A 21,520-nucleotide genomic window follows, 5' to 3' on the forward strand; every position below is an offset into this window, starting at 1 on the left:
TTTAATCAGTATCAATCTGCTATTGCCTCCATAGAGAATTAATTTAAGATGACACAATAAACTTTGGATATATCATAGGGATATCTATGCGCCGCGCCATCATTGCCACTCTAGTGATTAATTCATTCTTGCTGCTCAATAGCAATGCATTCGCCACTGAAAACCTTAGTAAGCATTCGGAAAAAATAATAACTGCCAGCCCTAGCGTTAATAACACCTTTGTAAACGAGCCGATTTTACCGCCAATTGCCAGCTGGCAAGGCGCCAGTAAAGCATTAATTCAATCAAAAAATGCACCATGGGCGACCCCTTTTGAGCAAAACGGTTTAATTAGCAGCCCTAATTACAATGATACCCAGCAATGGCTCACCAAGCTGGTCGACAGCAGTGATTTACTGCAACAAGTCTCCATCGGTAAAAGCCCCCAAGGCCGTGATATTTGGATGCTGGTCGCATCGGAAGAAGGGGCTGCCACTGCTAAAGAGCTTAGCGGCAATAATAAACCCACAGTCCTGGTACAGGCGGGGATCCATTCTGGCGAGATTGATGGCAAAGATGCCGGCATGATGTTGCTACGTGACATTAGCCATGGCGACAAAAAAGCCTTACTGGATAAGGTAAATCTGTTGTTTGTGCCCATTTTAAGTGTCGATGGTCATGAGCGCAGTGATGAGTTTAATCGGGTTAATCAGCGAGGGCCAGTTAATATGGGCTGGCGCACCAACGCCAGAAACCTTAATTTAAACCGTGATTACGCCAAGTTAGATACCCTTGAATTACAGCATATGATCCGTGCCATCAATTTGTGGCAACCCGACTTGTACATTGATGTCCATGTGACTGACGGCATCGACTACCAATACGATGTCACCTTTGGTTACAACGTCAAACAAGGCTATAGCCCAGCAAGTTTTGATTGGCTAGAAAACTATTATCGCCCTGAAGTTGAAGCGGCGCTGACCAAGCAAGGTCATGTCCCTGGCGGGTTAGTGTTTGCCATTGATAATACCGATATGTCTAAAGGGCTGTCTTACTGGAATCCAAGCCCACGCTTTTCAAATGGTTACGGTGATGCGCGCCATTTACCGACCATTTTAATTGAAAACCACAGCTTAAAACCCTTTAAACAACGGGTGCTTGGTACCTACGTGATGCTTGAGCAAACCCTTAAAACGGTTGCCGAGCATGGCACTAAATTAACAGCGGCAATTTATGAAGATAAGTACCGCACCCCGCAGCAGCTTGCGTTAACTTGGCAAAGCGTCAAACAACCCCAAGGTTGGGATTTTAAAGGCATTGACTACAGCGTTGAGCAAAGTGACATTAGTGGCACAAATGTGGTCAGATGGAATGGCCAGCCAAAGCTATACCCTAACTTACCGCTAATGGGTAACACTGAAGCCGATATCATCACTCAACGGCCTAAATTCTATTATGTTCCCGCCCAGTGGCAGCAAGTGATTGAGCGCTTAGCCATACATGGCGTAAGAATGACTCGCTTAGAAAAGCCTAAAACCATCAAGGCGGCGCAATACCAATTTAGTCAGCCTGAATTTAACGCAGTAGATTATGAGGGTCGTCAACGGGTTAAAGCTAGCAGCACTAAAGTTAAAATAACAACCACTTTACCAGCTGGTACTATTCAAATTGCCACTAACCAACCTCTGGGTGATTTAGCCATTTTGCTGCTGGAACCTCAATCTGCAGATTCGTTTTTTCAATGGGGGTTTTTCAATAGCATCTTTACCCGTACTGAATACATTGAAGACTATGCCGTCGAGCCATTAGCGGCCAAAATGCTGGCTGAAGACGATAATTTGAAACTAGAATTTGAAAAAGCCTTAGAGGATGAAGCCTTTGCTGCAGATCCGAAAGCCAGACTGCGCTGGTTTTATCAACGTAGCCCCTATTACGATGAGCAATACTTGAAGTATCCAGTACTGAGATCTCACTAACTCAAATTCTAAAGCTAACGATAACCAGCTACAGCAGCAAACATTGCCACTTAATACGCCATAAGCGCCTGTTAAGTGGCTTTAGCTTGCGCGTTTTCATAACTCGCAATCATGGCTAACTTTTGCCTACGCGTTAACTTCTTTACCGCTATTTCCCGCTTCAATGCACGACTTCTATCAGGCTGTGACTCTTGATATACCAGTGTGAGTGGCCCTTTTCCTTTTAAGAATTTAGCCGCTTTTACGCCACCAGCTTGATGCTCAGCAAAACGGCGACTAACATCTGTGGTAACCCCAGTATACAAGTGACCGTTATGGCATTTGACCATATATAAAAACCAAGCAGATGCCACGATTGCTGGCTTTTTCGATGTGGTCATTAGACTATTATTGCAGTCACTGGCAGTTTGTTGGTTTTGGGTCGGCATCGATATAAAAAACCTTCGGTCTGATCATAGTTATCTGCTGCCAGCATGGCATAATGCAGAATCAAACATAAATCTTATCATCTTAGCACTCGCTAAGTGCAATCAGTATATGGCAATAGCCATGTGAGGAAGCAACGATGTCAAAGCAACCAGATGCCTGCGCACAACCCGATTTAATGCCGCCACAGGAGGCTATCGAAGCGTTATTAGCGCAAGTTAATGCCACCCAAGACAATGAAATGGTCAGCTTAAATGATGCAGTTGGGCGAGTATTATCTGAGAATTTAGCTTCTTGTATTGATTTGCCTCCCTTTGATAATTCATCAATGGATGGCTTTGCTTTTCGTTTTGAAGATTTAAACCTCAGCGCAGCATCGACTGAACTGACCCTTATCGGCACCTCATTTGCGGGTCACCCTTTTAAAGGGACGCCTCAAGCCAATACTTGTATCAGGATAATGACCGGCGCGCCGGTACCCGCTGGTTATGACACAGTGCAGATGCAAGAAAAAACTACCACCAATGCTGACATCATTAGTATTGAAGCGCCCAAAGCGAAAGGCGCTAACGTGCGCTACCGCGGCGAAGAGTTGCTTGCTGGTACCAATGTGTTAAAAAGTGGCATTCAAATTCGCGCCGCAGAGATGGGCGTACTGGCCACTATCGGTATTAGCCAAGTCAGAGTAAAACGTAAGCTTAAAGTCGCCTTTTTCTCAACGGGTGACGAATTAAGACCTGTTGGGAGCGATCTCGCCCCTGGGCAAATTTATGACTCTAATCGCTACTCAATTAAAGGCTTATTAACCCAAGCAAACGTGGAATGGATTGACCTAGGTGTCATCGAAGATGACAAAGAAGCTATTCGAGGTGCATTCAGAGAAGCAGCAGAGCAAGCTGATATCGTGCTCACCTCTGGCGGGGTTTCAGTGGGTGATGCGGATTACACCAAACAAATTTTGTCTGAAGAAGGTGAAATCACCTTTTGGCGCTTGGCCATTAAACCGGGTAAACCGTTTGCCTTTGGTAAATTAGGTAAAGCGGTATTCTGCGGTTTACCGGGTAACCCTGTGTCATCAATGGTGACGTTCTACAAGCTTGTTTGGCCTATTATCAACAAAATGCAGGGCTTAACCCCTAAAGCACCTGTCATCGTAACAGCGACACTTTCAAGCCCTATCCGTAAACAGCCGGGCCGCGCCGAATACCAGCGTGGGGTGCTTAGCCGTGATGACAATGGCGAGTTAGTTGTTTCCACCACTGGCGGTCAAGGCTCTGGCATGTTGACCTCAATGAGCCTAGCGAATTGCTTTATTAACTTAGCGCAATTTCAAGGCGATGTTGCAGCGGGTAGCACAGTCGAAGTTGAACCCTTTAACAGCGTACTTTGCTAAGGATTAATAATGACCGACAGCAAGGGGCTAGCAGCTTAATGAGCAATGACATGTTAACTGACGATATTCTTACCGATAATGAAATGCTGCGTTATAGCCGCCAAATATCCATTAAAGCCATGGATATCGAAGGCCAAGAGAAACTTAAACAAGCCAAAGTCTTAGTCATAGGCGCTGGCGGTTTAGGCTGCACTGTAACCCAATATCTGGCAGTGGCAGGTGTGGGTGAAATGACCATAGTGGATTTTGATACCGTGGAGTTATCAAATTTGCAGCGCCAAGTACTGCATCATGATGAAAATATCGGCCAAGCAAAAGTTGATTCTGCGAAGCAAACATTACAGCAACTCAATCCACTTATTTGCATCAATACCATTAATCAGTTTCTGGATGAAGCTGCCATTGAGCAGTTAGTATCAACACATATGCTGGTGCTGGATTGCACTGATAATGTATTAGTTCGCGAGCAACTTAACCGCAGCTGCTTTAAGCATAAAGTCAGCTTTATTTCAGCGGCAGCTATTCGTATGGAAGGCACGGTGACGGTATTTGATTATCAGTCGCAGTCGCCTTGCTATCAATGCTACAGCAGTCTGTTTGGTGAGCAGCAGCTAACCTGTGTTGAATCAGGAATATTAGCTCCTGTCGTGGGTTTAGTGGGTTGTATTCAAGCCACTGAAGCCATTAAGGCCATTAGCGGTATGGGCCAAGGGCTTAATGGCCGCATTCTAATGATTGATGCCATGACGATGGAGTTTCGAGAAATGAAACTACCGAAGCAAATTCACTGCCCCGTTTGTGGGCAATAGAAGTAATTCACCTAACAAGGCAAACTTGTCTATAGTTGAAGAAGAGATAAAACGGCTTTATAAACAGGAACTCTGTTATGTCAGCTCTTCTTCAACAACTGCATCTAAGCATTCAACAACTGCGCCAGATAACTGGATTTACACCAAGCTCGTCTCAAGAATTTTACTGCCACTTAAGGCCAATGCAAACACTGTGCTTAGGCTGTAGCGTTACCCTTCTCTCGGCCTGCTCAGGTGACGATATAACCCCGTTACACCAAACTAATCCAGCTGCCGATTACTGCCTTAAGCTAGACGGCAGTTTAGCGACCATAGCTCACATCAATGGCGATATCTTACTGTGCACTTTACCCGACGGTGAAGTAGTGGAGTCTTGGGAATTATTTAGACGCGACCATCAAAAATCGTAGTGGCACTGAACGCTAAGCGCAATTGAATTGGCTAGCGCCTAAAATTATAAGTATCAGCGTGATAAAACGGATTAGCTTGTAGTGGTAGCCGTTACCAAGTCACTTTGTAAAACTGCACTATCAGGTTTCACCGCTGCAACTTCAGTGACTGCAACCTCAGTGACTGCAGCTTCATCAAGTTTAATTCTATCGGCTTTAGCAATGTAGGCCGGTTTGTTACTGCCAGCTTTTTTAGCATTGGCTTTTTTGGCTTTCGCTTTCAGGGTTGAGTTTATTTTTTTACGACGATTCATTGCATACTCTCGTTACTGTTACGCCGAAAAAATTCAATATTTTTACTGCAGATATTCAAATGGAGGGCGATTTTACAATTGAACGGTTAAAAATACCAATTTTGAATCATCAAAATTGGTATTTAGATTTTAAGATTAATTAATCTTGTATCACCACCCAAATCGCATGTAGCACACCTGGAAGGAAGAATAATAAGCATAAAATGATGTTGATCAGTAAGTCTTTACCGACCCCTTTTTTCAAGAAAACCGCCACCGGTGGTAATAAAATTGCCAGTATAATCAGAAGAATTTTGTTTGCGTCCATAAGTTTCAGTGTCCTTTTTATCAACAGTAAAAGCTAACTAGTGTAAAAATAATAACCAATTGTGAAAGTCGCTAAATATCATTATGATTATTTTACCTACAATTTCATATTGAAATATTTATAAATTTTTGAAGGCTTAATGATAGAAAATAGTAGTAGCTTAGTGTTAATTCAAGTTATTTGCGTGCTTTGTATTGCAGCAACTGTCGCTTGGATCATCATGGTCGTACCAATGAAGGTCGCGCCCAGTGCCAGCTCACGCTTTGCATTGGCTAATTTTTCTATCCTTGTCGGCATGCAGCTTTACATTCAGCGCACAGATGAACCCAGCTACTTACATTGGCTAGTCGCTGATATGTTCATCCTGATTGGCTTTTGTTTATTACGCTGGGGCGCACAACGGCTGTATCACCTGACCTCTAGCCATCGCAATGATTTAATGCTGCTGTTTATCACTGGCGGGTTAATGCTATTGGCTAAACCACAAGCCTCTAGCTCTGCGTACTTGATGATTATTTTATCCTTTAGTGCCGCCACACTATTTTTTATGCTCGCCAAAGATCACTATGTCGCGTTGAAAGCTAACTTTACTGCTTTTGCAACTTATTGGTTAGTCATCCCCATTGTTGCTATTGGATTCATGTTTTTTATCAGAGCGTTCATTTTGATGCTCTATCCAGAAAAAGTAGCCAATTACGCCGCCTTTAATGCCAAAGAATCTATCCCTATTTTATGGACCTATATCGCACTTATTTTGATCGTGAATATTCTTATTATTGGTAACACTATCAATCGCCTAGTCGTAAAGATTAGAACTCTCGCCAACAAGGATGCCCTCACCGGATTATGGAACCGTAATGCCCTGCAACATAAACTCAATACTGAACATCAACGCTGGTTAAGGGATAAGGTTAGCTTCAGTGTGATGGTGATTGATTTAGATCGCTTTAAAGATATAAACGATAATTATGGTCATGTGGCTGGTGATGAAGTGCTTAAAGCGGTGGCGCAACAATTGAGCTCAGCGACCCGAAAATTAGACTATTTATGCCGCTTTGGCGGCGAAGAGTTTGTGCTGATCTTACCCTTAACCGATGAAGATAACGTGCTACAAGTGGCAAGCAAACTGCAGCATAAATTAGCTCAAATTCAACTGGACTGGCACGGTAACACCATATCCATTGAAGCCAGTATCGGCTGTGTCACCATGAAAGAAGGCGTCGATGCCGAAGCGTTATTAGGACTGGCCGACAAAGCCATGTATCAAGCAAAAAACAGTGGTCGCAATTGTGTTAAATCAGCCAACCTAATGCGCTTACAAAGCGATTCAATTTAACCGCTAACAAATCCATTTTACTGCAAGCGTGATGACTCTGAGCACGTTTACTTTACTGGCGCAGGCCATGGTAAATCATTGGGACTTTGCCATTCATTTGCTAGCTGCTGAGTGACTGCTGCCAGTTTGAATTGCTCACCTAAATGGGGCCATTGAATAAATTGGTACTGCGTAGCTTTATATTCAAACTGCAGCGCCATTGCATGCAGGTAGCACCTATCTGATGCCTCTCCGCCATAAAGGCTATCCCCTAAAATCGGTACCGCTAGACTGGCTAACGCGACCCGTAATTGATGGGTTTTACCACTCAGTGGTTTTAGTAAATATAACCGAGTCCCAGCGGCAATTGAATGGGAAAAAAACTGCGTGATAGCGGGGTTCTCAGTAGAACGTAATAACTTATACATACTGCGACGCGACTTAGCCATATCGCCAATCACCCAACCTTGTTTCTTTTTCGGCTTACCTTTAGCAATGGCCAAATAATATTTTTGGATCTTATGAGCGCTAAACATCTCGGTGAATATCGCTGCGGCGGCTGAAGATTTAGCCAAAATCAATAACCCTGAGGTTGGCGTATCTAAACGGTGAACCGCATATAACTTAATCCCTAAATCAGCCTCAACTTGAGCGACTACGCCCGCATTACCATCTTGACTGTGAAAATGAACCCCTGCAGATTTATTAATGATAATAAAGTCAGGATGCTGCTCAACTAGCTGATACATAAATGGGCTTCTATTAAGTAATGATGAGTGATGCGAGATAACATTGAATACTGGAAGTGAACATTAGAAATGAATATCGGCAATCAAACCAGGGTTATTATCTACCAATTCAATACTGGCACGATGGCGAGATAAAATCGCTTTTACCATAGATAACCCTAAACCAGTGCCTTGATGGTGACGACTAGGATCTAAACGCACTAAACGCTCAAACACTCGTTCTTTGTCTTGCGCATTTATCCCTGGGCCATTATCAATAATTTGGATCCGCCGACCTTGTTGCACAATGCTAATTTCGGCATCTTCAGGCGCGTACTTAATGGCATTATCCACTAGGTTAAATAATGCTTGGAATAGCAGGTATTTATCCCCTGAAATAGTGACATCATTTTCAATCACTAAATTAAGGGTTTGCTGTTTAGACTCAGCTACCACTTCTGCCATTTCATATAAATCTTGGCAAAGCTGCTGCAAGCTAACGGGTTGCATATCAAGGGTCTGCTGGCCTTCTTCAATGCGCGTTAGTGACAACATGGCATCGAAGGTTGCTAAGCAATGATCTAGCTCTTCTAGCAGCATTGCGGTGAGCTCAGGTACCTGCTCGGCCGGTTTTTGCGGTAACTGCTCGATACCTATGCGCAAATGCGAAAGCGGCGTACGTAAGTCATGGGCGATATTATCGGTCACCCCGCGTACTGACATTAAGTTGTGCTCTAAGGTATCTAATACCCGATTAAACTGTCCTGCGAGCATATCAAATTCATCTTGATTATGACTGACAGGAAAACGGGTATCGTATTGTCCTTGCTCAATTTTCTGACTCAATAGATTGTATTGAACTAAGCGCCGTAAGATGGCTTTAGAGAAAATAAAACCAACGGCTAAGGTCATTGCTAATGTCAGCGCCACCATCCAAAAGGCCGCATTAACAAATTTATCAATCAATGCAGCTAAGTTATCAGTACGGGTGGCGATAAGCACGGGACCGTAATTGGTTAACACCAATCCTCCGGTCAAAATATGCAGTTTATCTGGTCCGCCAGTGAGAATCGGGAAATCGCGGGTTTCAGGCAATAATGGCATGTTGTCAGGTACAAAACTTAAGGCACCAACCATGTCGACATTATTACGCCAAGCAATTAACGCGGTTTTGGGATCAGCCGCGCGAATTTGCGCCGCAAAACTACGACGGTCCACAGTGAGGGCTAATTGCTTGTAGCGCTGCATTTCAGTCGCGAGATGCTGCTCAACTTGGCTTTCTTGTTCCATGACTAGCTGCCGGTATAAACCCGATACCAGCAGTACAATTAACAAGGTCACCAAAGTAGAAAATATTAGCGTGATCCGCCAAGCACTACTTTGGTAGGGTTTAATTCCCTTTACAGAGGCGATAACCAGCCCCTCGAACGGTTTCGATAATTTCTGGGTGACCTAACTCTTCAAACTTACGACGCAGCTTAGCGATATGTACATCAATCACATTGGTACGAGGGTCAAAATGATAATCCCAAACAGCTTCAAATAATAGCGTACGGCTAATCACTTTATTAGGATGCTCCATCAGATATTTGAGTAATTGAAACTCTTTAGGTTGCAGCATGAGTTCATGGTCATCTAAGGTCACTTTGCGCGTGAGTAGCTCCATTTTCAAATTACCCACTTCAAGATCGGTACTATTTGTAGCTGGCGCATTGCGTTGAATTAACTTTTCAGCTCGCACTTGCAACTCTGCAAACGCAAAAGGCTTAGTCATATAATCATCGCCACCAGCACGTAAGCCTTTTACACGCTCATCCACATGACTTAATGCTGACAAGATTAACACTGGGGTTTCATTACCATTTTTACGCAACGCGGTTAACAATGTTAACCCATCAATTTGGGGCAGCATTCGGTCTAAAATAATAATATCGAAATCATTATTTTTGGCTTTATACAGGCCATCATGGCCATTGGTTGCCGTATCGACTTGGTATTGCTGAGCTGTAAAACCCTCTGCAACATACTGTAATGTTGTTGCGTCATCTTCAACGATTAATACTCGCATAGTGCTGTTCCTTAGTCCCACTGCAGTAGGGGTAATGGACGTAAATTCTCAATATCAAAAGCAATAGTATGCTTACTGGCCGCATTAAGTAGCTTCAATTCTAAATAACTTATGGTCAAATCGTGCTCGAGTTCTGCTTCAATTAAATAACCAGATTGATTTTTTGTCGCTAACTTAATCAAATCCGTAAAGGTCATTTTATGATCAATAAGTACTTTGGCGGCCTTAATTTGGTCTAAATCATCTGAGGCAAAATGACTTAATTTCTTACTCATCAAGCTGCCATCTTTGGCATCAAATTCAAACGCTATAAGTTCGTTTGTATCAAGGTTGATAAGTTCTATTTCATAAATTAACTGATCTTTTTCAATATCCATATCAAAAGCTGAAACCAAGCCATTGTGATCCATTTCAACTTGCTGAATCACCACAATAGGTTCAACGTACTCACCTTGAGATAACAAAGTATGCATACTAGGCGTTGCCATCACCATTGAAGGGAATACCACAAGCAATGATAGAACAATACGGAACATGAGAGCCTCAAAAGACATTGATAATTGAGCTACTTTACCTAAGCCGATTAAAAGACCCAAGCTTTGTAAGATTAATAATTGATCATGATTCTAGAATATGAACTTGTTCTGACTTCAATGCTATTGTGGTGGCTAAACCTTGTTGTAGCTCAAGTTTAGTCGCTAAGTGAGCTGGCACATCCATATTAAACGTCTCATCAATCCCTGCCATACGCGCTTTTATACGCACCGATTCCCCCATCACCAACATAGAATCAATCACGATATCGAGTTTATTGATACTGCGGCAAAGGCGGCCGCTGGTAATAGCACTGAAACGAATGCCTTGGTTAGGAATAACCCAGCGTACGGTTTGTCCCACTTCGCAATCTGGGGCGCTATCGCTAGCAATAATCTGGTCACCCATTTTAAGCCAAGTAATATTGGCGTTTGCATCTCGGCCCGACACTTGAGCAGTAAAAATATTCCGCAAGCCCATTTGCCTCGCCACGGTTTCATTGCGAGGATGAGACAAGACATCAAACGGTTTACCTTGCTGGAGCATCTTGCCTTGGCTGATTAAAATCATTTTATCGGCCAGTAATAAAGCCTCATTCATATCATGGGTCACCATAATCACTGGAATTGATAATTGCGATTTTAACCGTGCTAACTCAATATATAACCTTTCTCGGGTTTCTCTATCCACCGCAGAAAAGGGTTCATCGAGCAATAATACTGCCGGCTCTCTGGCAAGCGCTCTGGCTAAGGCGACGCGTTGGCGCTGGCCCCCTGAAAGCTGAGCCGGTAAGCGTGCGGGTAAGCCATGTAAATTCACTCGCTCTAACCAATCTAACGCCCGGGCTTTACGCTCATGCTTTGCAATATGATCGAGCCCAGAAATGACATTTTCCAGTGCAGTTAAGTGCGGGAATAAACCAAAGTGCTGTGGCACATAGCCGATATGACGTTGCTGCGGCGATAAATTGATGCGCTTCTGATGACAAAACCAAGTTTTATCTCCACTTTGAATCGCTCCTTGTTGAGCTGAACCTAAGCCCGCAATCATTCGCAGCAAGGTGGTTTTACCACCACCTGAAGGGCCAACGACGGCTAATACTTCTCCCGCTTTACAACTAAAGTCAGCCTCTAACGGGATCGGTGCTTGTTGGGAAATATGGCAATGTAAATCAACGTTGCGGATTGGCATGCTCGCCTCCTAAACGCCTTGAAAGACTGGTGGTGATTGCCAAGACACTAACGGCAAAGACCAATAACACTAACGACATGGTACCAGCCGCTTCAAAATCAAAGGCCTGCACACTGTCGTAGATGGCAATAGATATGGTTTTGGTTTCACCGGCAATATTACCGCCTAACATTAGCACTACACCAAATTCACCCAGCACATGGGAAAAACACAGCACCACTGCGGTTAACACCCCAGGCCAAATCATCGGTAGCTCAATTTTGACAAAAATTCGCCACCAACTCATGCCACAACAGGCGGCGGCATCAGGAATATCGTGAGGGATAGTTTCAAATGCCCGCTGGATTGGCTGCACTGCAAAGGGAATATTGACTAAAATAGAGGCAATAACTAAACCGGAGAAGTTAAACACTAATTGCGCGCCAAAGAGTGACTCAACCCATTGGCCGATGAGGCTTTGACTGCCAAGGCCAACCAGTAAGTAATAGCCTATTACTGTGGGAGGCAGCACTAAGGGCACCATGATTAACGCTTCAACCCATGACTTCCCTTTGAACTGACGGTAAGCCAGTAGTCGACCAACTACAATGGCCAATGGCACTAAAATTAGCACAGTAACGCTACTCAGCTTGGCTGATAACCATAACGATTGCCAATCCATAGATTAATTCTCGACTTGCATAAAAGCGCTTGAATTAGCACGCTGAGGAAAACCAAAACCATAATTGAGCAGTACATCTTTTGCGGCTTGGGTTTGCATATACTGATAAAACTGCTGAGTGGTAGCACCAGCATTGGGCATCATCACCATTCGCTGATTAATCGGCTCATATAACGACTGGGGTATTTCGATATAATTGCCCATTTTGCGAAACTGCTCAGATGACGCTAACGATAGCGCCACTATGCCACCTTGTGCAGAACCACTTAAAGCAAATTGCGCCGCTTGCGAGACATTTTCGCCCATGATGATTTTAGACTCTAACTGCGGCCATAAGTCTTTTGCTTGCAATAAACTTCTGGCTCTTTCGCCATAAGGCGCGTGAGCAGGGTTAGCAATAACAAAGCGGGCAATCTTGCCGTCAGTTAACTGCTGTTGTAAGCCGTTAAGTTCAACATCAAGCACTAGGGAGGAGTTTTTCGGGGCAACTAGGGCTAACTTACCAACAGCATAAATGGTGCCATCAGAGTCTGTTTTTCCAGCTTTATGCAGCTGCTGAACATAAAACTCATCAGCACTTAACAGCATTTCAAAGGGAGCCCCATGTTGGATCTGGGCGACAAAATTACCCGAAGATCCATAGGATACTCTTAATGGCAATCCAGTTGAGGCAGTGAAGTTGGTAACAATTTCATCAAGGGCAAATTTAATATTCGCAGCGGCGGCAATCGCTGGAGGTTTGGCCGCCAGCGATGAAAATGACACCAATAACACTAGGCTAGATAACGCCCTGATAAAAGCGGTTCGACGCCTTTGACTCAATGAAAAACAACGGCGAATCGTGCTTAACGTCATCATGTCAGCATCCTATGCTATTTAGATTCATTCCACATAGTGGCTGCTTGCTCATCTGAATCACGGGCTTCAACCCAATTATTGCCTTGCTCACCAGCTTCTAGTTTCCAAAATGGTGCTTTGGTTTTTAAAAAGTCGATTAAGAACTCACAGGCTGCAAAAGCGGCTTTACGGTGGGCACTGGTAACACCGATAAACACGATTTGCTCACCAAGCTCCATACGGCCAACACGGTGAATAATTGTGACATAATTCAGCGGCCAGCGAGCATAGGCTTGCTCAGCCAGTTGCACTAATACCGCTTCAGTCATGCCAGGGTAATGCTCAAGGGTGAGATCAGTCACTGCGCTGCCGTCATTAAAGTCACGCACTTTACCGGCAAAGGTCACCACTGCGCCATCACTGTTATCTTGTGCAATAGCGGCGTACTCATCGGCGACATTAAAGTCTTCGGTTTGCACTCTCACCACTTGTTTAGTATTCACTTGGCTCATGGTTAGCCTCCAGTGACAGGTGGGAAAAAGGCCACTTCATCGCCATCTTTAACCGCTGCATCCCATGAACTCATGGTTTGATTAACGGCAACTAATAATTTATCTGAGGTGAGTACTTTAGCCCACTTTTCATCTTTAGCGGCTAGGGCTGCACGTAATTGTTCAGTATTGCTAACGCCATCAGCAGCAACTTCTACTTTAGCGGTGCCGAGTAACTCTCTTACTTGTGCAAAAAAAAGGACCTGGATCATGTCAATCTCTCGTCTTTCAAAATTTTAAAATGGCTAATATTTTATCTTTATAGCTGATGTTGCTAACTCGCATTGATAACTAGCGTGATAGTGCTAGTTAAGCGCTGCCGGCTAATCTTCAGCTTGGAAATGACCTGATTTGCCGCCACGTTTTTCAAGTAAACGTACTTGGGAAATGATCATGTCTTTTTGCACCGCTTTACACATATCGTAAATGGTTAATGCAGCGACTGAGGCAGCTGTTAATGCTTCCATTTCAACGCCCGTCTTACCTGATAACTTACATAAGCTGGTGATCCTGACGCGATTAAGTTCTGGCTGCGCTTCAAGGTCTACTTCCACTTTGGTCAGCATTAATGGATGACATAATGGGATCAGATCTGAGGTCTTTTTCGCGGCTTGGATACCGGCAATACGCGCAGTAGCAAACACATCACCTTTATGGTGACTACCGCTCATGATCATCTCTAACGTACTTGGCGCCATATCAATAAAGGCTTCGGCGCGAGCTTCACGCTCAGTGATATTTTTTTCTGTGACATCAACCATGTGGGCATTGCCATCGGCATTGATATGGGTAAAACAATTGCTCATGCTAACTTGCCTTATAGAATCTTGAGAGTAAAAAATTATTCAAATATAAGTAAACCGCAGCAGCTTAACCGCCAATAGAGGCTAAGTGCTTGGTGACACCCGTGATACCTTGGTGGAGATAATGGGTTTCTTTTTTCTGGGCTAATTGGCCATGTAAGCGCTCAATTAACTCGGCGCGCTGAGACTCGTGTTGCAATAAGTCACGTAAGTCCAGACCGGTTTCGGTAAATAAACACAAATGCAATTTACCTTTGGCCGACACTCGTAAACGGTTACAGCTGGCACAGAAGTTCTTCGCATAAGGCATGATAAGCCCTATACGACCTTGGTAATCTGGGTGACTGAAATTTTGCGCAGGACCATCATCTACATCAGGAAGATCATATAACCAACCTTCTGACTCAAGTTTTAACTTAATATCGAGTCCAGCTAGATGATGAGCGTTGAAATAATCATGGCCTAAGCCTGTTTCCATCAGTTCGATAAAACGCAAATCAATCGGCGTATTCTTTATCCACTGCAGAAAACGGGGCAAATCTTTATCATTAAGCCCTTTGAGTAAGACTGCATTGATTTTGATTCGCTCAAAACCTGCATCAAGTGCAGCATCAATGCCACGCATGACTTCATCAAATTTGTTCTCACCAGTGATTTGATAAAACATCTTAGGATCTAAGCTATCAACCGACACATTGATGCGTCTAAGTCCGGCGTCATACCATTCTTTGGCATTTTTCTCGAGACGATAGCCATTAGTGGTGGTAGCAATGGTTTTGATATTGTCATTGTCTGCAACGATACGAATGATATCTGTGAAATCTTTACGTAAGGTTGGCTCACCACCGGTGATGCGGATTTTTTGGGTGCCTACTTCACCAAAAGCTGCCACTAAATTTTCAATTTCATTTAACGCGAGAAACTTAGGTTTGCCATCAGGTCTGTAACCATCTGGGAGGCAATAGGTGCATTTGAAGTTACAAACATCAGTGACTGACATTCGCAAATAGTGAAACCTTCGACCGAAACTGTCTTGTAATTGGGACATGTTAACCTTTCCAAGTGTGGGAGGTAAGCGCATTTCTTTGCTGACCCCGGTGGCATAATTACCACGGCTAAATATCCATATCTGTGGACGTAGGACATAAAGCTCGGAGAACCGTCAGACTTAATTATAGGCCTAAATTCGCTCGAATCAGTATCTTTTTATGACATTTTGTCCCAGTTAGTCAAAAATCTGTAAATATTTGCGAGCCAGCTCACGAGCTTAAAATCTCACTTGCTACTGTGACCTTTAGCAATTTTAAGGTAAGGTGAGTAAAACAAAAAAATAACAAACCCGCCAAAAAACGGGAAATTAAGAACTAAGGTGAAATGATGGAACGCGAATCAATGGAATTCGACGTAGTTATCGTTGGTGCTGGCCCTGCCGGACTCGCGACTGCTTGTCGATTAATGCAAATATCACAAGATGCAGGCAAGGAAATGACTGTCTGCGTGGTTGAGAAAGGATCTGAAGTCGGCGCTCATATTCTGTCCGGTGCCGTATTTGAACCAACGGTATTGGATGAGCTATTCTCTGATTGGCGCGATTCAGACATTCCACTTAATACTAAAGTCTCTCACGATGAAATCTACCTATTGAGCTCTGATAGTAAATCTCAGCTTATGTCCAATAGCTTAGTACCAAAAACCATGCACAATGATGGCAACTACATCATCAGTGTCGGTAACCTCGCTCGCTGGTTAGCTGAGCGCGCTGAAGCATTAGGGGTGGAAATTTTCCCTGGTTTTGCGGCCAGTGAGCTACTTTACAATACCGATAATAGCGTCAAAGGTATTTTAATTGGCGATATGGGTGTCGGCATTGATGGCCAGCCTAAAGACAGCTATATGCCGGGTATGGAGCTGCATGCTAAATACACGGTGTTTTCTGAAGGTTGCCGCGGTCATTTAGGTAAAGAGTTAATTGCAAAATATCATCTAGATAATGGTAAAACGCCACAGCATTACGGCTTAGGCTTTAAGGAAATGTGGAAAATCCCTGCTGAACAGCATCAGCAAGGTAAAGTGGTACACACAGGTGGCTGGCCCTTAAATGATGGTGCATCTGGCGGCGGCTTTCTATACCACATGGAAGATAACCAAGTGGCAGTTGGACTGATTATCGACCTTAACTATAAAAACCCTCACATCAGTCCGTTCGATGAATTTCAGCGTTATAAACAGCATCCGGTTATCGCACAAACTTTATCGGGTGGTGAGCGTATTACTTATGGCGCAAGAGCAATTGCAAAAGGTGGGCTTAACTCATTACCTAAAATGAGCTTTCCTGGCGGCTTATTAATTGGTTGTGATGCAGGTACGCTAAACTTTGCCAAAATTAAAGGCACCCATACCGCAATGAAGAGCGGTATTGTCGCTGCAGAAACCTTAGCGGAAGCATTAATGGCTGGGGTTGAAGCAGGTAAAGATTTAGATTGTTTCCAAACGCGCATAGAAAAAAGCTGGCTCCATGAAGAGCTGGTTAAATCTCGCAATTTTGGCCCTGCTTTACATAAGTTTGGTACTTACCTTGGCGGTGCATTTAACTATATCGACCAAAACTGGTTCGGCGGTAAATTTCCAATCACCTTACGTGATGAAGCTCCAGATCATGCAGAAATGGGCTTAGCTAAAGACTTCAAAGAAATTCAGTACCCTAAACCTGATGGCAAATTAAGTTTCGATAAATTATCGTCAGTTTACCTATCTAATACTTACCATGAAGAAGATCAGCAGTGTCATTTACATTTAAAAGACCCTTCGATCCCTATCGCGGTAAACCTAGTTAAGTTCAACGAGCCAGCCCAGCGTTACTGCCCTGCTGGCGTATATGAAGTGGTTACCGACGGCGCTGAAAACAAGTTTGTGATTAATGCGCAAAATTGTATTCACTGCAAAACATGCGACATTAAAGATCCAAGTCAAAATATCACTTGGGTCACCCCTGAAGGTGGCGGTGGTCCAAACTACCCGAACATGTAATCTTTATTTAGATGTGTTTCAGCCACTAAAAAGCCGCATATAAACAATGCGGCTTTTTGTTGCAAGCAATATAGGCTCTAAATGATTTTCAACGTCATTACTTTATGAAGTTAATCGTTAATGGATAGCGATATGCGATACCTTCGCCTGCCCTGATAATGGCAATAATGGTACAAATGATATCCATCAACCCTAAAAGAATAAGCAATATAAAGCCAATACCAATAAAGGCTAAAATAGAACTGACGATGGCATAAATGAGTAAGCTCAATTTAAAGTTGAGACAGTTTTTCCCGCACTCATCAACAAATTTAAATTCATCACGTTTCATCAACCACACGATTAGTGGTCCAATAATGCTGCCCAGTGGAATAATATAACCAGCAAAACTTGCCGCATACACCAACAAGCCCATATTACGTGCTTCTTTTTCTACTGTATCCACTGAATCACTCATGATTTTCCCTATTATTTATATTACTGATTTGATTTTGATGTCGCTGTTTCTAGTTTTGCGCTGGCCCATATAAACGGTAATGCCAGTTCTCTATTGTTTGCGTTTGAATTCGTTTTTGTAAGCTAGCAACCCAAGTTTGCGCTAACCCTTCACAGTGCAACAGAGTCGAATATTGTTCGATATTCACTTCTGCTAGAAAGTAAATTTTCATCGCCTCAGCAATAGAGATATTCGATTTTCGCTCGACTAAATAAATGCTATCACCAGCGTTAATTTCACCTTGTTGCAAGACTTTATAAAACCAACCACACATCGCAGTTTGTTGCATAGCAAGGGCAAATTGAGGGTGACCAAACTGTAAGTTAAGCTTAAAACAGGGCGAACGAGGCTGGGTGACTTGCAATAGCGTAGTGCCAATTTGAATAATATCGCCAATATTGACCTGTGATTCATCTAAGCCAACGCTACTGATATTTTCGCCCATGGCAGGCGCATCTTTAAAGCCTGTCATTAAATCCCAACGACGATATTGGCCATAATGCTCTCGAGGAAAGTGATGTAACACCCGATCGCTGCCGCCATGATGCTGTGGATCTGCTTGGTCATCGCCTGTTACGCCCAGCTTGGAGACGATAAGGGTTTGGGCGAGTTGTTTATTGTTAATGCCACTATCAATAAGGTGCGTCTGATCACCAAGAGCACTAACTTGTTCTCCTTGATATAAAGCGGAAATTTTTTTAACCAGCAACTGAGCATCCATGAGCAGTAACTCTTAATTAACAAGGGATTGGATTATTTAAGAATATAGCAGGCTTATAGCAGTGCTTACTATAGGGAATTTTCAAAGCGCATTTTTAGCCCTAACACAAAAGAGCGATGCTAAACAAAAAGCCCCTGCAAATGGGGAGATTGCAGGGGCATAAATCTTTCAAATTACATTGGGCATTAACGTATCCCAGAAATGGAAGAAACTTTTTCAACAAAAAGCCATATAAAGCATCCTGTTCAATAAGTTACCTTGTCATAATAATCGTCTCACATGACAGAACAACGACACTTTTATGATAAAAATATGACCTGAGGCGACAGTAAAATGATAACTAACAGCAATTAGCCTAAAATATTCGCCCACTATTTAAACTGAATTAATTTCAGTTACTCACTATGTTTTTTTGATTGAAGATAATGCTGCAGCGCATCTCCTGGGACTGAGCTGGCAGTAGCCACGGCAATGGCGGCCCATCTTGCCCCTTCTTCCATGGCTTGGGTAATGGCTTTTTGCTGGCATAAATAATGAATTAAGCCTGCGGCAAAGGCATCTCCAGCCCCTGTAGTATCTAACACTTGCGCTGTTACTGCTGGTACATGAAACTGTTCATTGGCACTATAGGCTATCGCCCCATTCTCGCCATCGGTGACCACAAAGTATTGCAATGACTCACCGGCAATTTTAGCGGCAAAATCCCACTTATTGTCATCACAGCGGCCATGCATATCGGTAATTGAAGCAATTAAAATATGGCATGGTCGTACCCGCTCATCTTTAGCTAACTGCGATACGACCAAGCAATGATCAAGGGCTGATGCGGTCCATTGACTAATGCCTTTAGCTGATGAGTTAGTGTATAGCGCATCCCATTGTTGCCAGTTTGGCGGCGTGCTTAGTTCAAATAGGGGTCTTTGTGGGCGGATAATAGTGCGTTCACCATCGGGCGTCATCACCAATAACATTTCACAGGTTGCGCCATCAAAGCGTTCCACTAAGCGGCAATCTAGCCCCTTGGTGCTGGCTTGAGCCAAAATCCAATTACCTATCTTGTCAGAGCCCACTTGGCTCACTAACGAGACATTGTGCCCAGCCCATACCAAACCGATGCCGGTATTAGCACCACCGCCACCGAGCCGTAAGCCGCCATCTTGATAATGAAAGCGACCTCCGGTTTGCAGCGGTTTATCTAATTCCAGTAAGCGGTCACAGTTAATGTTGGCAAGCAGTAAAATATTAGCCATAGCGGTCTCTTTTAACAATCCAATGTCCAATGCACCAAAATCATCATGATAATAATGACGAGGATGGTGGGACAGTGATGATGCATTCAAAATCAGTATACTGCAAATAACAAAAAAGGCAGTGACCATGGTCACTGCCTTTCATTAACTTATTTCTTAAGCTTGGGACGCTTACATATCAGCGGCTTGCAAGGGTTTACGTAATTGAGCGCGAACATTATCCATGCCTGAATAAAATTCTTTCATCATCAATAAGCCCATCATTTTACCGTTATCGGTCCAAATGAGGTTATCAGGATCGTTCGGGTCATTTTTAATTGCACCTATGGCTCTCATTGAGGCCATTTCTTTAAACAATGCGGTATCTAAGTTAACGCCGAAGGTTTCACGGAAATACTTACGTGATAAACGACCAGAGAACATGCCCAGTAAGAAGCGATATTGCATCACTTCTTTCTTGCCATATTGCTTTTGTTGCTCGACACCCATTTTGCCATTGGCAATGCGCTCTTGGTATTTTTTAAGCGAGAAGGTATTCACGTATAAGGTGTCATCTAAGAAACTAAATGAACCTGAACCTACGCCTAAGTATTCATCATAATCAATAACATACTCATCAAAGCCTTCGTTCTGCGCTTTACCAAATGCCCAACCAGATAGCTGAGTATATTGACCATTTAAGGTATTAAGAATTTGACGATACTGACGTGCCATATCACCATGTGGTGCAGCTAATTTTCCCTTAACACTCTTACGAGTTTGGTGGGTAATCATCAATGGATAAGTAGTAATTTGGCGAGGGTCTAGCTTAGACGCCATATCTAAATCATGCTGAATAACTTCATCGGTTTGACCGCGGAAACCAAAAATCAAATCAACATTGATAATCGGGAACAGCTCTTTTGCCGCCATAATTTTATCAAATGTTTGCTGACCGGTACCGAATTTCTCAATGCGGTCTGTCATCGCTAAAATGTCATCATTAAAGCTTTGCACACCAATAGACATACGATCGACTAAGCCTTCTAACTGCTTAAAGCCAGGGCTGTCTAAGTGCTGAGGATCGGATTCACACGATACCTCTTTAATGTTCGGGAATAGGGTTTTGGCGTGTTCAATAGTGCGAGCTAATTCATCTTCTAGTACTGTGGTGGTGCCGCCGCCGATATACATAGACTCGAAGTCATAACCGAGGTTTTTAACCATATCCATTTCTTTGCGTAAAGACACGAAATAGCGACGAGCTTTATCTTCATTAAATAAGAAACGATGGAAAGTACAGTATGAACACAAGGTATGACAAAAAGGTACATGAGCATACAGCATGTACTTTTTACCTTCTACTGGCGCTGGCATCATTTCCGCTGAAACCGTGTCTAAACGCAAATTACGATCAACGTAAAATTGCATCACTTTTTCCATCGCATTTATCATCCAATCTGGCGTGGTGATATTGGCCTGATAAGGTGATTGGATAATGGTATCTGATGGACGGATAATTGATGACATGGCAATTCCTAGTTAAAAAGGGGCTCGCAAGCAACGCTAATGAGTTGCTACTCAAGTAGAAAATTTCGACATACGCTACAAGGATGTTAACTATCTAGAAGTTATCAGTTAAAAACAACCAAATCTGTCGATTTTTACAGCCACGATCACAAATTAGGAGTGCTTAAACAACCAATAGCTAATATAAGGTATCACATTGTTAAAAATCATAAAAAGTTGTGTTAAAACACGGTTAA

At 43.2% G+C, this 21,520-nt stretch carries 24 protein-coding genes and 1 riboswitch; of the genes, 6 read left to right on the plus strand and 18 right to left on the minus strand.

Annotation, left to right across the window (positions count from 1 at the left end; translation table 11 throughout):
• Positions 1–86 precede the first annotated feature (86 nt).
• Entirely contained in the window at positions 87–1,955 is a 1,869-nt protein-coding gene (locus Q4557_RS11500) for a M14 family metallopeptidase (RefSeq protein ID WP_303412826.1), read from the plus strand.
• Positions 1,956–2,026: 71 nt separating this feature from the next.
• Here Q4557_RS11500 and Q4557_RS11505 read toward each other — a convergent pair whose 3' ends face one another.
• Positions 2,027–2,383 carry a GIY-YIG nuclease family protein gene (locus Q4557_RS11505; protein ID WP_102476462.1) on the minus strand — a complete coding sequence of 119 codons (357 nt, stop codon included), beginning with the start codon at positions 2,381–2,383 and terminating at the stop codon, positions 2,027–2,029.
• A 137-nt stretch (positions 2,384–2,520) separates the two neighbouring features.
• On the opposite strand from Q4557_RS11505, the gene moeA reads away from it, so the two are divergent.
• The 3 genes from moeA (at position 2,521) to Q4557_RS11520 (ending at position 4,993) form a co-directional block, all read left to right on the plus strand.
• Complete coding sequence (gene moeA / locus Q4557_RS11510) at positions 2,521–3,774, plus strand: molybdopterin molybdotransferase MoeA (RefSeq protein ID WP_102476463.1); 1,254 nt, start codon at positions 2,521–2,523, stop codon at positions 3,772–3,774.
• A gap of 38 nt (positions 3,775–3,812) precedes the next feature.
• A complete protein-coding gene (gene moeB / locus Q4557_RS11515; protein ID WP_102436009.1) occupies positions 3,813–4,583 on the plus strand; it encodes a molybdopterin-synthase adenylyltransferase MoeB in 771 nt (256 codons plus the stop codon).
• A 77-nt stretch (positions 4,584–4,660) separates the two neighbouring features.
• Positions 4,661–4,993, plus strand: coding sequence for a DUF333 domain-containing protein (locus Q4557_RS11520; RefSeq protein WP_102436007.1), 333 nt, complete (start codon positions 4,661–4,663; stop codon positions 4,991–4,993).
• A gap of 71 nt (positions 4,994–5,064) precedes the next feature.
• On the opposite strand, the gene Q4557_RS11525 is transcribed toward Q4557_RS11520, so the two are convergent.
• Both Q4557_RS11525 and Q4557_RS11530 read right to left on the minus strand, forming a co-directional pair.
• The gene (locus tag Q4557_RS11525) at positions 5,065–5,286 is read right to left on the minus strand and encodes a DUF2986 domain-containing protein (RefSeq protein WP_102436005.1); all 222 of its coding nucleotides are present in this window, start codon (positions 5,284–5,286) and stop codon (positions 5,065–5,067) included.
• A 139-nt stretch (positions 5,287–5,425) separates the two neighbouring features.
• Positions 5,426–5,593, minus strand: a complete 168-nt coding sequence (locus Q4557_RS11530) for a YqaE/Pmp3 family membrane protein (RefSeq protein ID WP_076541354.1) — start codon at positions 5,591–5,593, stop codon at positions 5,426–5,428.
• A gap of 139 nt (positions 5,594–5,732) precedes the next feature.
• Between Q4557_RS11530 and Q4557_RS11535 the strand changes: the two genes are divergently transcribed.
• Entirely contained in the window at positions 5,733–6,929 is a 1,197-nt protein-coding gene (locus tag Q4557_RS11535; RefSeq protein WP_102436003.1) for a GGDEF domain-containing protein, read from the plus strand.
• A gap of 47 nt (positions 6,930–6,976) precedes the next feature.
• On the opposite strand, the gene Q4557_RS11540 is transcribed toward Q4557_RS11535, so the two are convergent.
• From Q4557_RS11540 to moaA, 11 genes are all read right to left on the minus strand, one after another.
• Positions 6,977–7,657, minus strand: coding sequence for a TIGR01621 family pseudouridine synthase (locus Q4557_RS11540; protein ID WP_102531521.1), 681 nt, complete (start codon positions 7,655–7,657; stop codon positions 6,977–6,979).
• Between the two features lie 63 nt (positions 7,658–7,720).
• Entirely contained in the window at positions 7,721–8,977 is a 1,257-nt protein-coding gene (locus tag Q4557_RS11545) for a HAMP domain-containing sensor histidine kinase (RefSeq protein WP_102435999.1), read from the minus strand.
• A gap of 49 nt (positions 8,978–9,026) precedes the next feature.
• Positions 9,027–9,704, minus strand: coding sequence for a response regulator transcription factor (locus tag Q4557_RS11550; protein ID WP_303412834.1), 678 nt, complete (start codon positions 9,702–9,704; stop codon positions 9,027–9,029).
• Between the two features lie 11 nt (positions 9,705–9,715).
• Positions 9,716–10,240, minus strand: a complete 525-nt coding sequence (locus Q4557_RS11555; protein ID WP_303412836.1) for a PepSY domain-containing protein — start codon at positions 10,238–10,240, stop codon at positions 9,716–9,718.
• A gap of 82 nt (positions 10,241–10,322) precedes the next feature.
• Entirely contained in the window at positions 10,323–11,429 is a 1,107-nt protein-coding gene (locus Q4557_RS11560) for an ABC transporter ATP-binding protein (RefSeq protein ID WP_303412838.1), read from the minus strand.
• Positions 11,410–12,090 carry a molybdate ABC transporter permease subunit gene (gene modB / locus Q4557_RS11565; RefSeq protein WP_102435991.1) on the minus strand — a complete coding sequence of 227 codons (681 nt, stop codon included), beginning with the start codon at positions 12,088–12,090 and terminating at the stop codon, positions 11,410–11,412. The genes Q4557_RS11560 and modB overlap by 20 nt, the downstream gene beginning before the upstream one ends.
• A 3-nt stretch (positions 12,091–12,093) precedes the next feature.
• Positions 12,094–12,948 (minus strand): molybdate ABC transporter substrate-binding protein, encoded by an 855-nt coding sequence (gene modA, locus Q4557_RS11570; RefSeq protein WP_303412841.1) that lies wholly within the window; start codon positions 12,946–12,948, stop codon positions 12,094–12,096.
• A gap of 14 nt (positions 12,949–12,962) precedes the next feature.
• Positions 12,963–13,439 (minus strand): molybdopterin synthase catalytic subunit MoaE, encoded by a 477-nt coding sequence (gene moaE / locus Q4557_RS11575; RefSeq protein ID WP_102476470.1) that lies wholly within the window; start codon positions 13,437–13,439, stop codon positions 12,963–12,965.
• Positions 13,440–13,441: 2 nt separating this feature from the next.
• The gene (gene moaD / locus Q4557_RS11580; RefSeq protein WP_076541374.1) at positions 13,442–13,690 is read right to left on the minus strand and encodes a molybdopterin synthase sulfur carrier subunit; all 249 of its coding nucleotides are present in this window, start codon (positions 13,688–13,690) and stop codon (positions 13,442–13,444) included.
• A 111-nt stretch (positions 13,691–13,801) separates the two neighbouring features.
• Positions 13,802–14,284 carry a cyclic pyranopterin monophosphate synthase MoaC gene (moaC, locus tag Q4557_RS11585; protein ID WP_102476471.1) on the minus strand — a complete coding sequence of 161 codons (483 nt, stop codon included), beginning with the start codon at positions 14,282–14,284 and terminating at the stop codon, positions 13,802–13,804.
• Positions 14,285–14,348: 64 nt separating this feature from the next.
• Positions 14,349–15,329 carry a GTP 3',8-cyclase MoaA gene (gene moaA / locus Q4557_RS11590; protein ID WP_102476472.1) on the minus strand — a complete coding sequence of 327 codons (981 nt, stop codon included), beginning with the start codon at positions 15,327–15,329 and terminating at the stop codon, positions 14,349–14,351.
• Positions 15,317–15,450: riboswitch (molybdenum cofactor riboswitch) on the minus strand. It overlaps the preceding gene by 13 nt.
• A 208-nt stretch (positions 15,451–15,658) precedes the next feature.
• Here moaA and Q4557_RS11595 point away from each other — a divergent pair.
• Positions 15,659–17,308 (plus strand): electron transfer flavoprotein-ubiquinone oxidoreductase, encoded by a 1,650-nt coding sequence (locus Q4557_RS11595; RefSeq protein WP_303412845.1) that lies wholly within the window; start codon positions 15,659–15,661, stop codon positions 17,306–17,308.
• Between the two features lie 97 nt (positions 17,309–17,405).
• Here the strand turns inward: Q4557_RS11595 and Q4557_RS11600 are convergent, their stop codons facing one another.
• The 4 genes from Q4557_RS11600 to Q4557_RS11615 form a co-directional block, all read right to left on the minus strand.
• Positions 17,406–17,765 carry a DUF4870 domain-containing protein gene (locus Q4557_RS11600; RefSeq protein WP_102435982.1) on the minus strand — a complete coding sequence of 120 codons (360 nt, stop codon included), beginning with the start codon at positions 17,763–17,765 and terminating at the stop codon, positions 17,406–17,408.
• A gap of 49 nt (positions 17,766–17,814) precedes the next feature.
• The gene (locus tag Q4557_RS11605) at positions 17,815–18,525 is read right to left on the minus strand and encodes an MOSC domain-containing protein (RefSeq protein WP_303412847.1); all 711 of its coding nucleotides are present in this window, start codon (positions 18,523–18,525) and stop codon (positions 17,815–17,817) included.
• A gap of 395 nt (positions 18,526–18,920) precedes the next feature.
• The gene (locus tag Q4557_RS11610) at positions 18,921–19,775 is read right to left on the minus strand and encodes a PfkB family carbohydrate kinase (RefSeq protein ID WP_102520223.1); all 855 of its coding nucleotides are present in this window, start codon (positions 19,773–19,775) and stop codon (positions 18,921–18,923) included.
• 171 nt (positions 19,776–19,946) lie between these two features.
• Positions 19,947–21,284 carry a coproporphyrinogen III oxidase family protein gene (locus Q4557_RS11615; RefSeq protein ID WP_303412850.1) on the minus strand — a complete coding sequence of 446 codons (1,338 nt, stop codon included), beginning with the start codon at positions 21,282–21,284 and terminating at the stop codon, positions 19,947–19,949.
• Positions 21,285–21,520 lie beyond the last annotated feature (236 nt).

Source organism: Shewanella sp. 5_MG-2023, from assembly GCF_030547465.1.
Classification (GTDB): domain Bacteria; phylum Pseudomonadota; class Gammaproteobacteria; order Enterobacterales; family Shewanellaceae; genus Shewanella.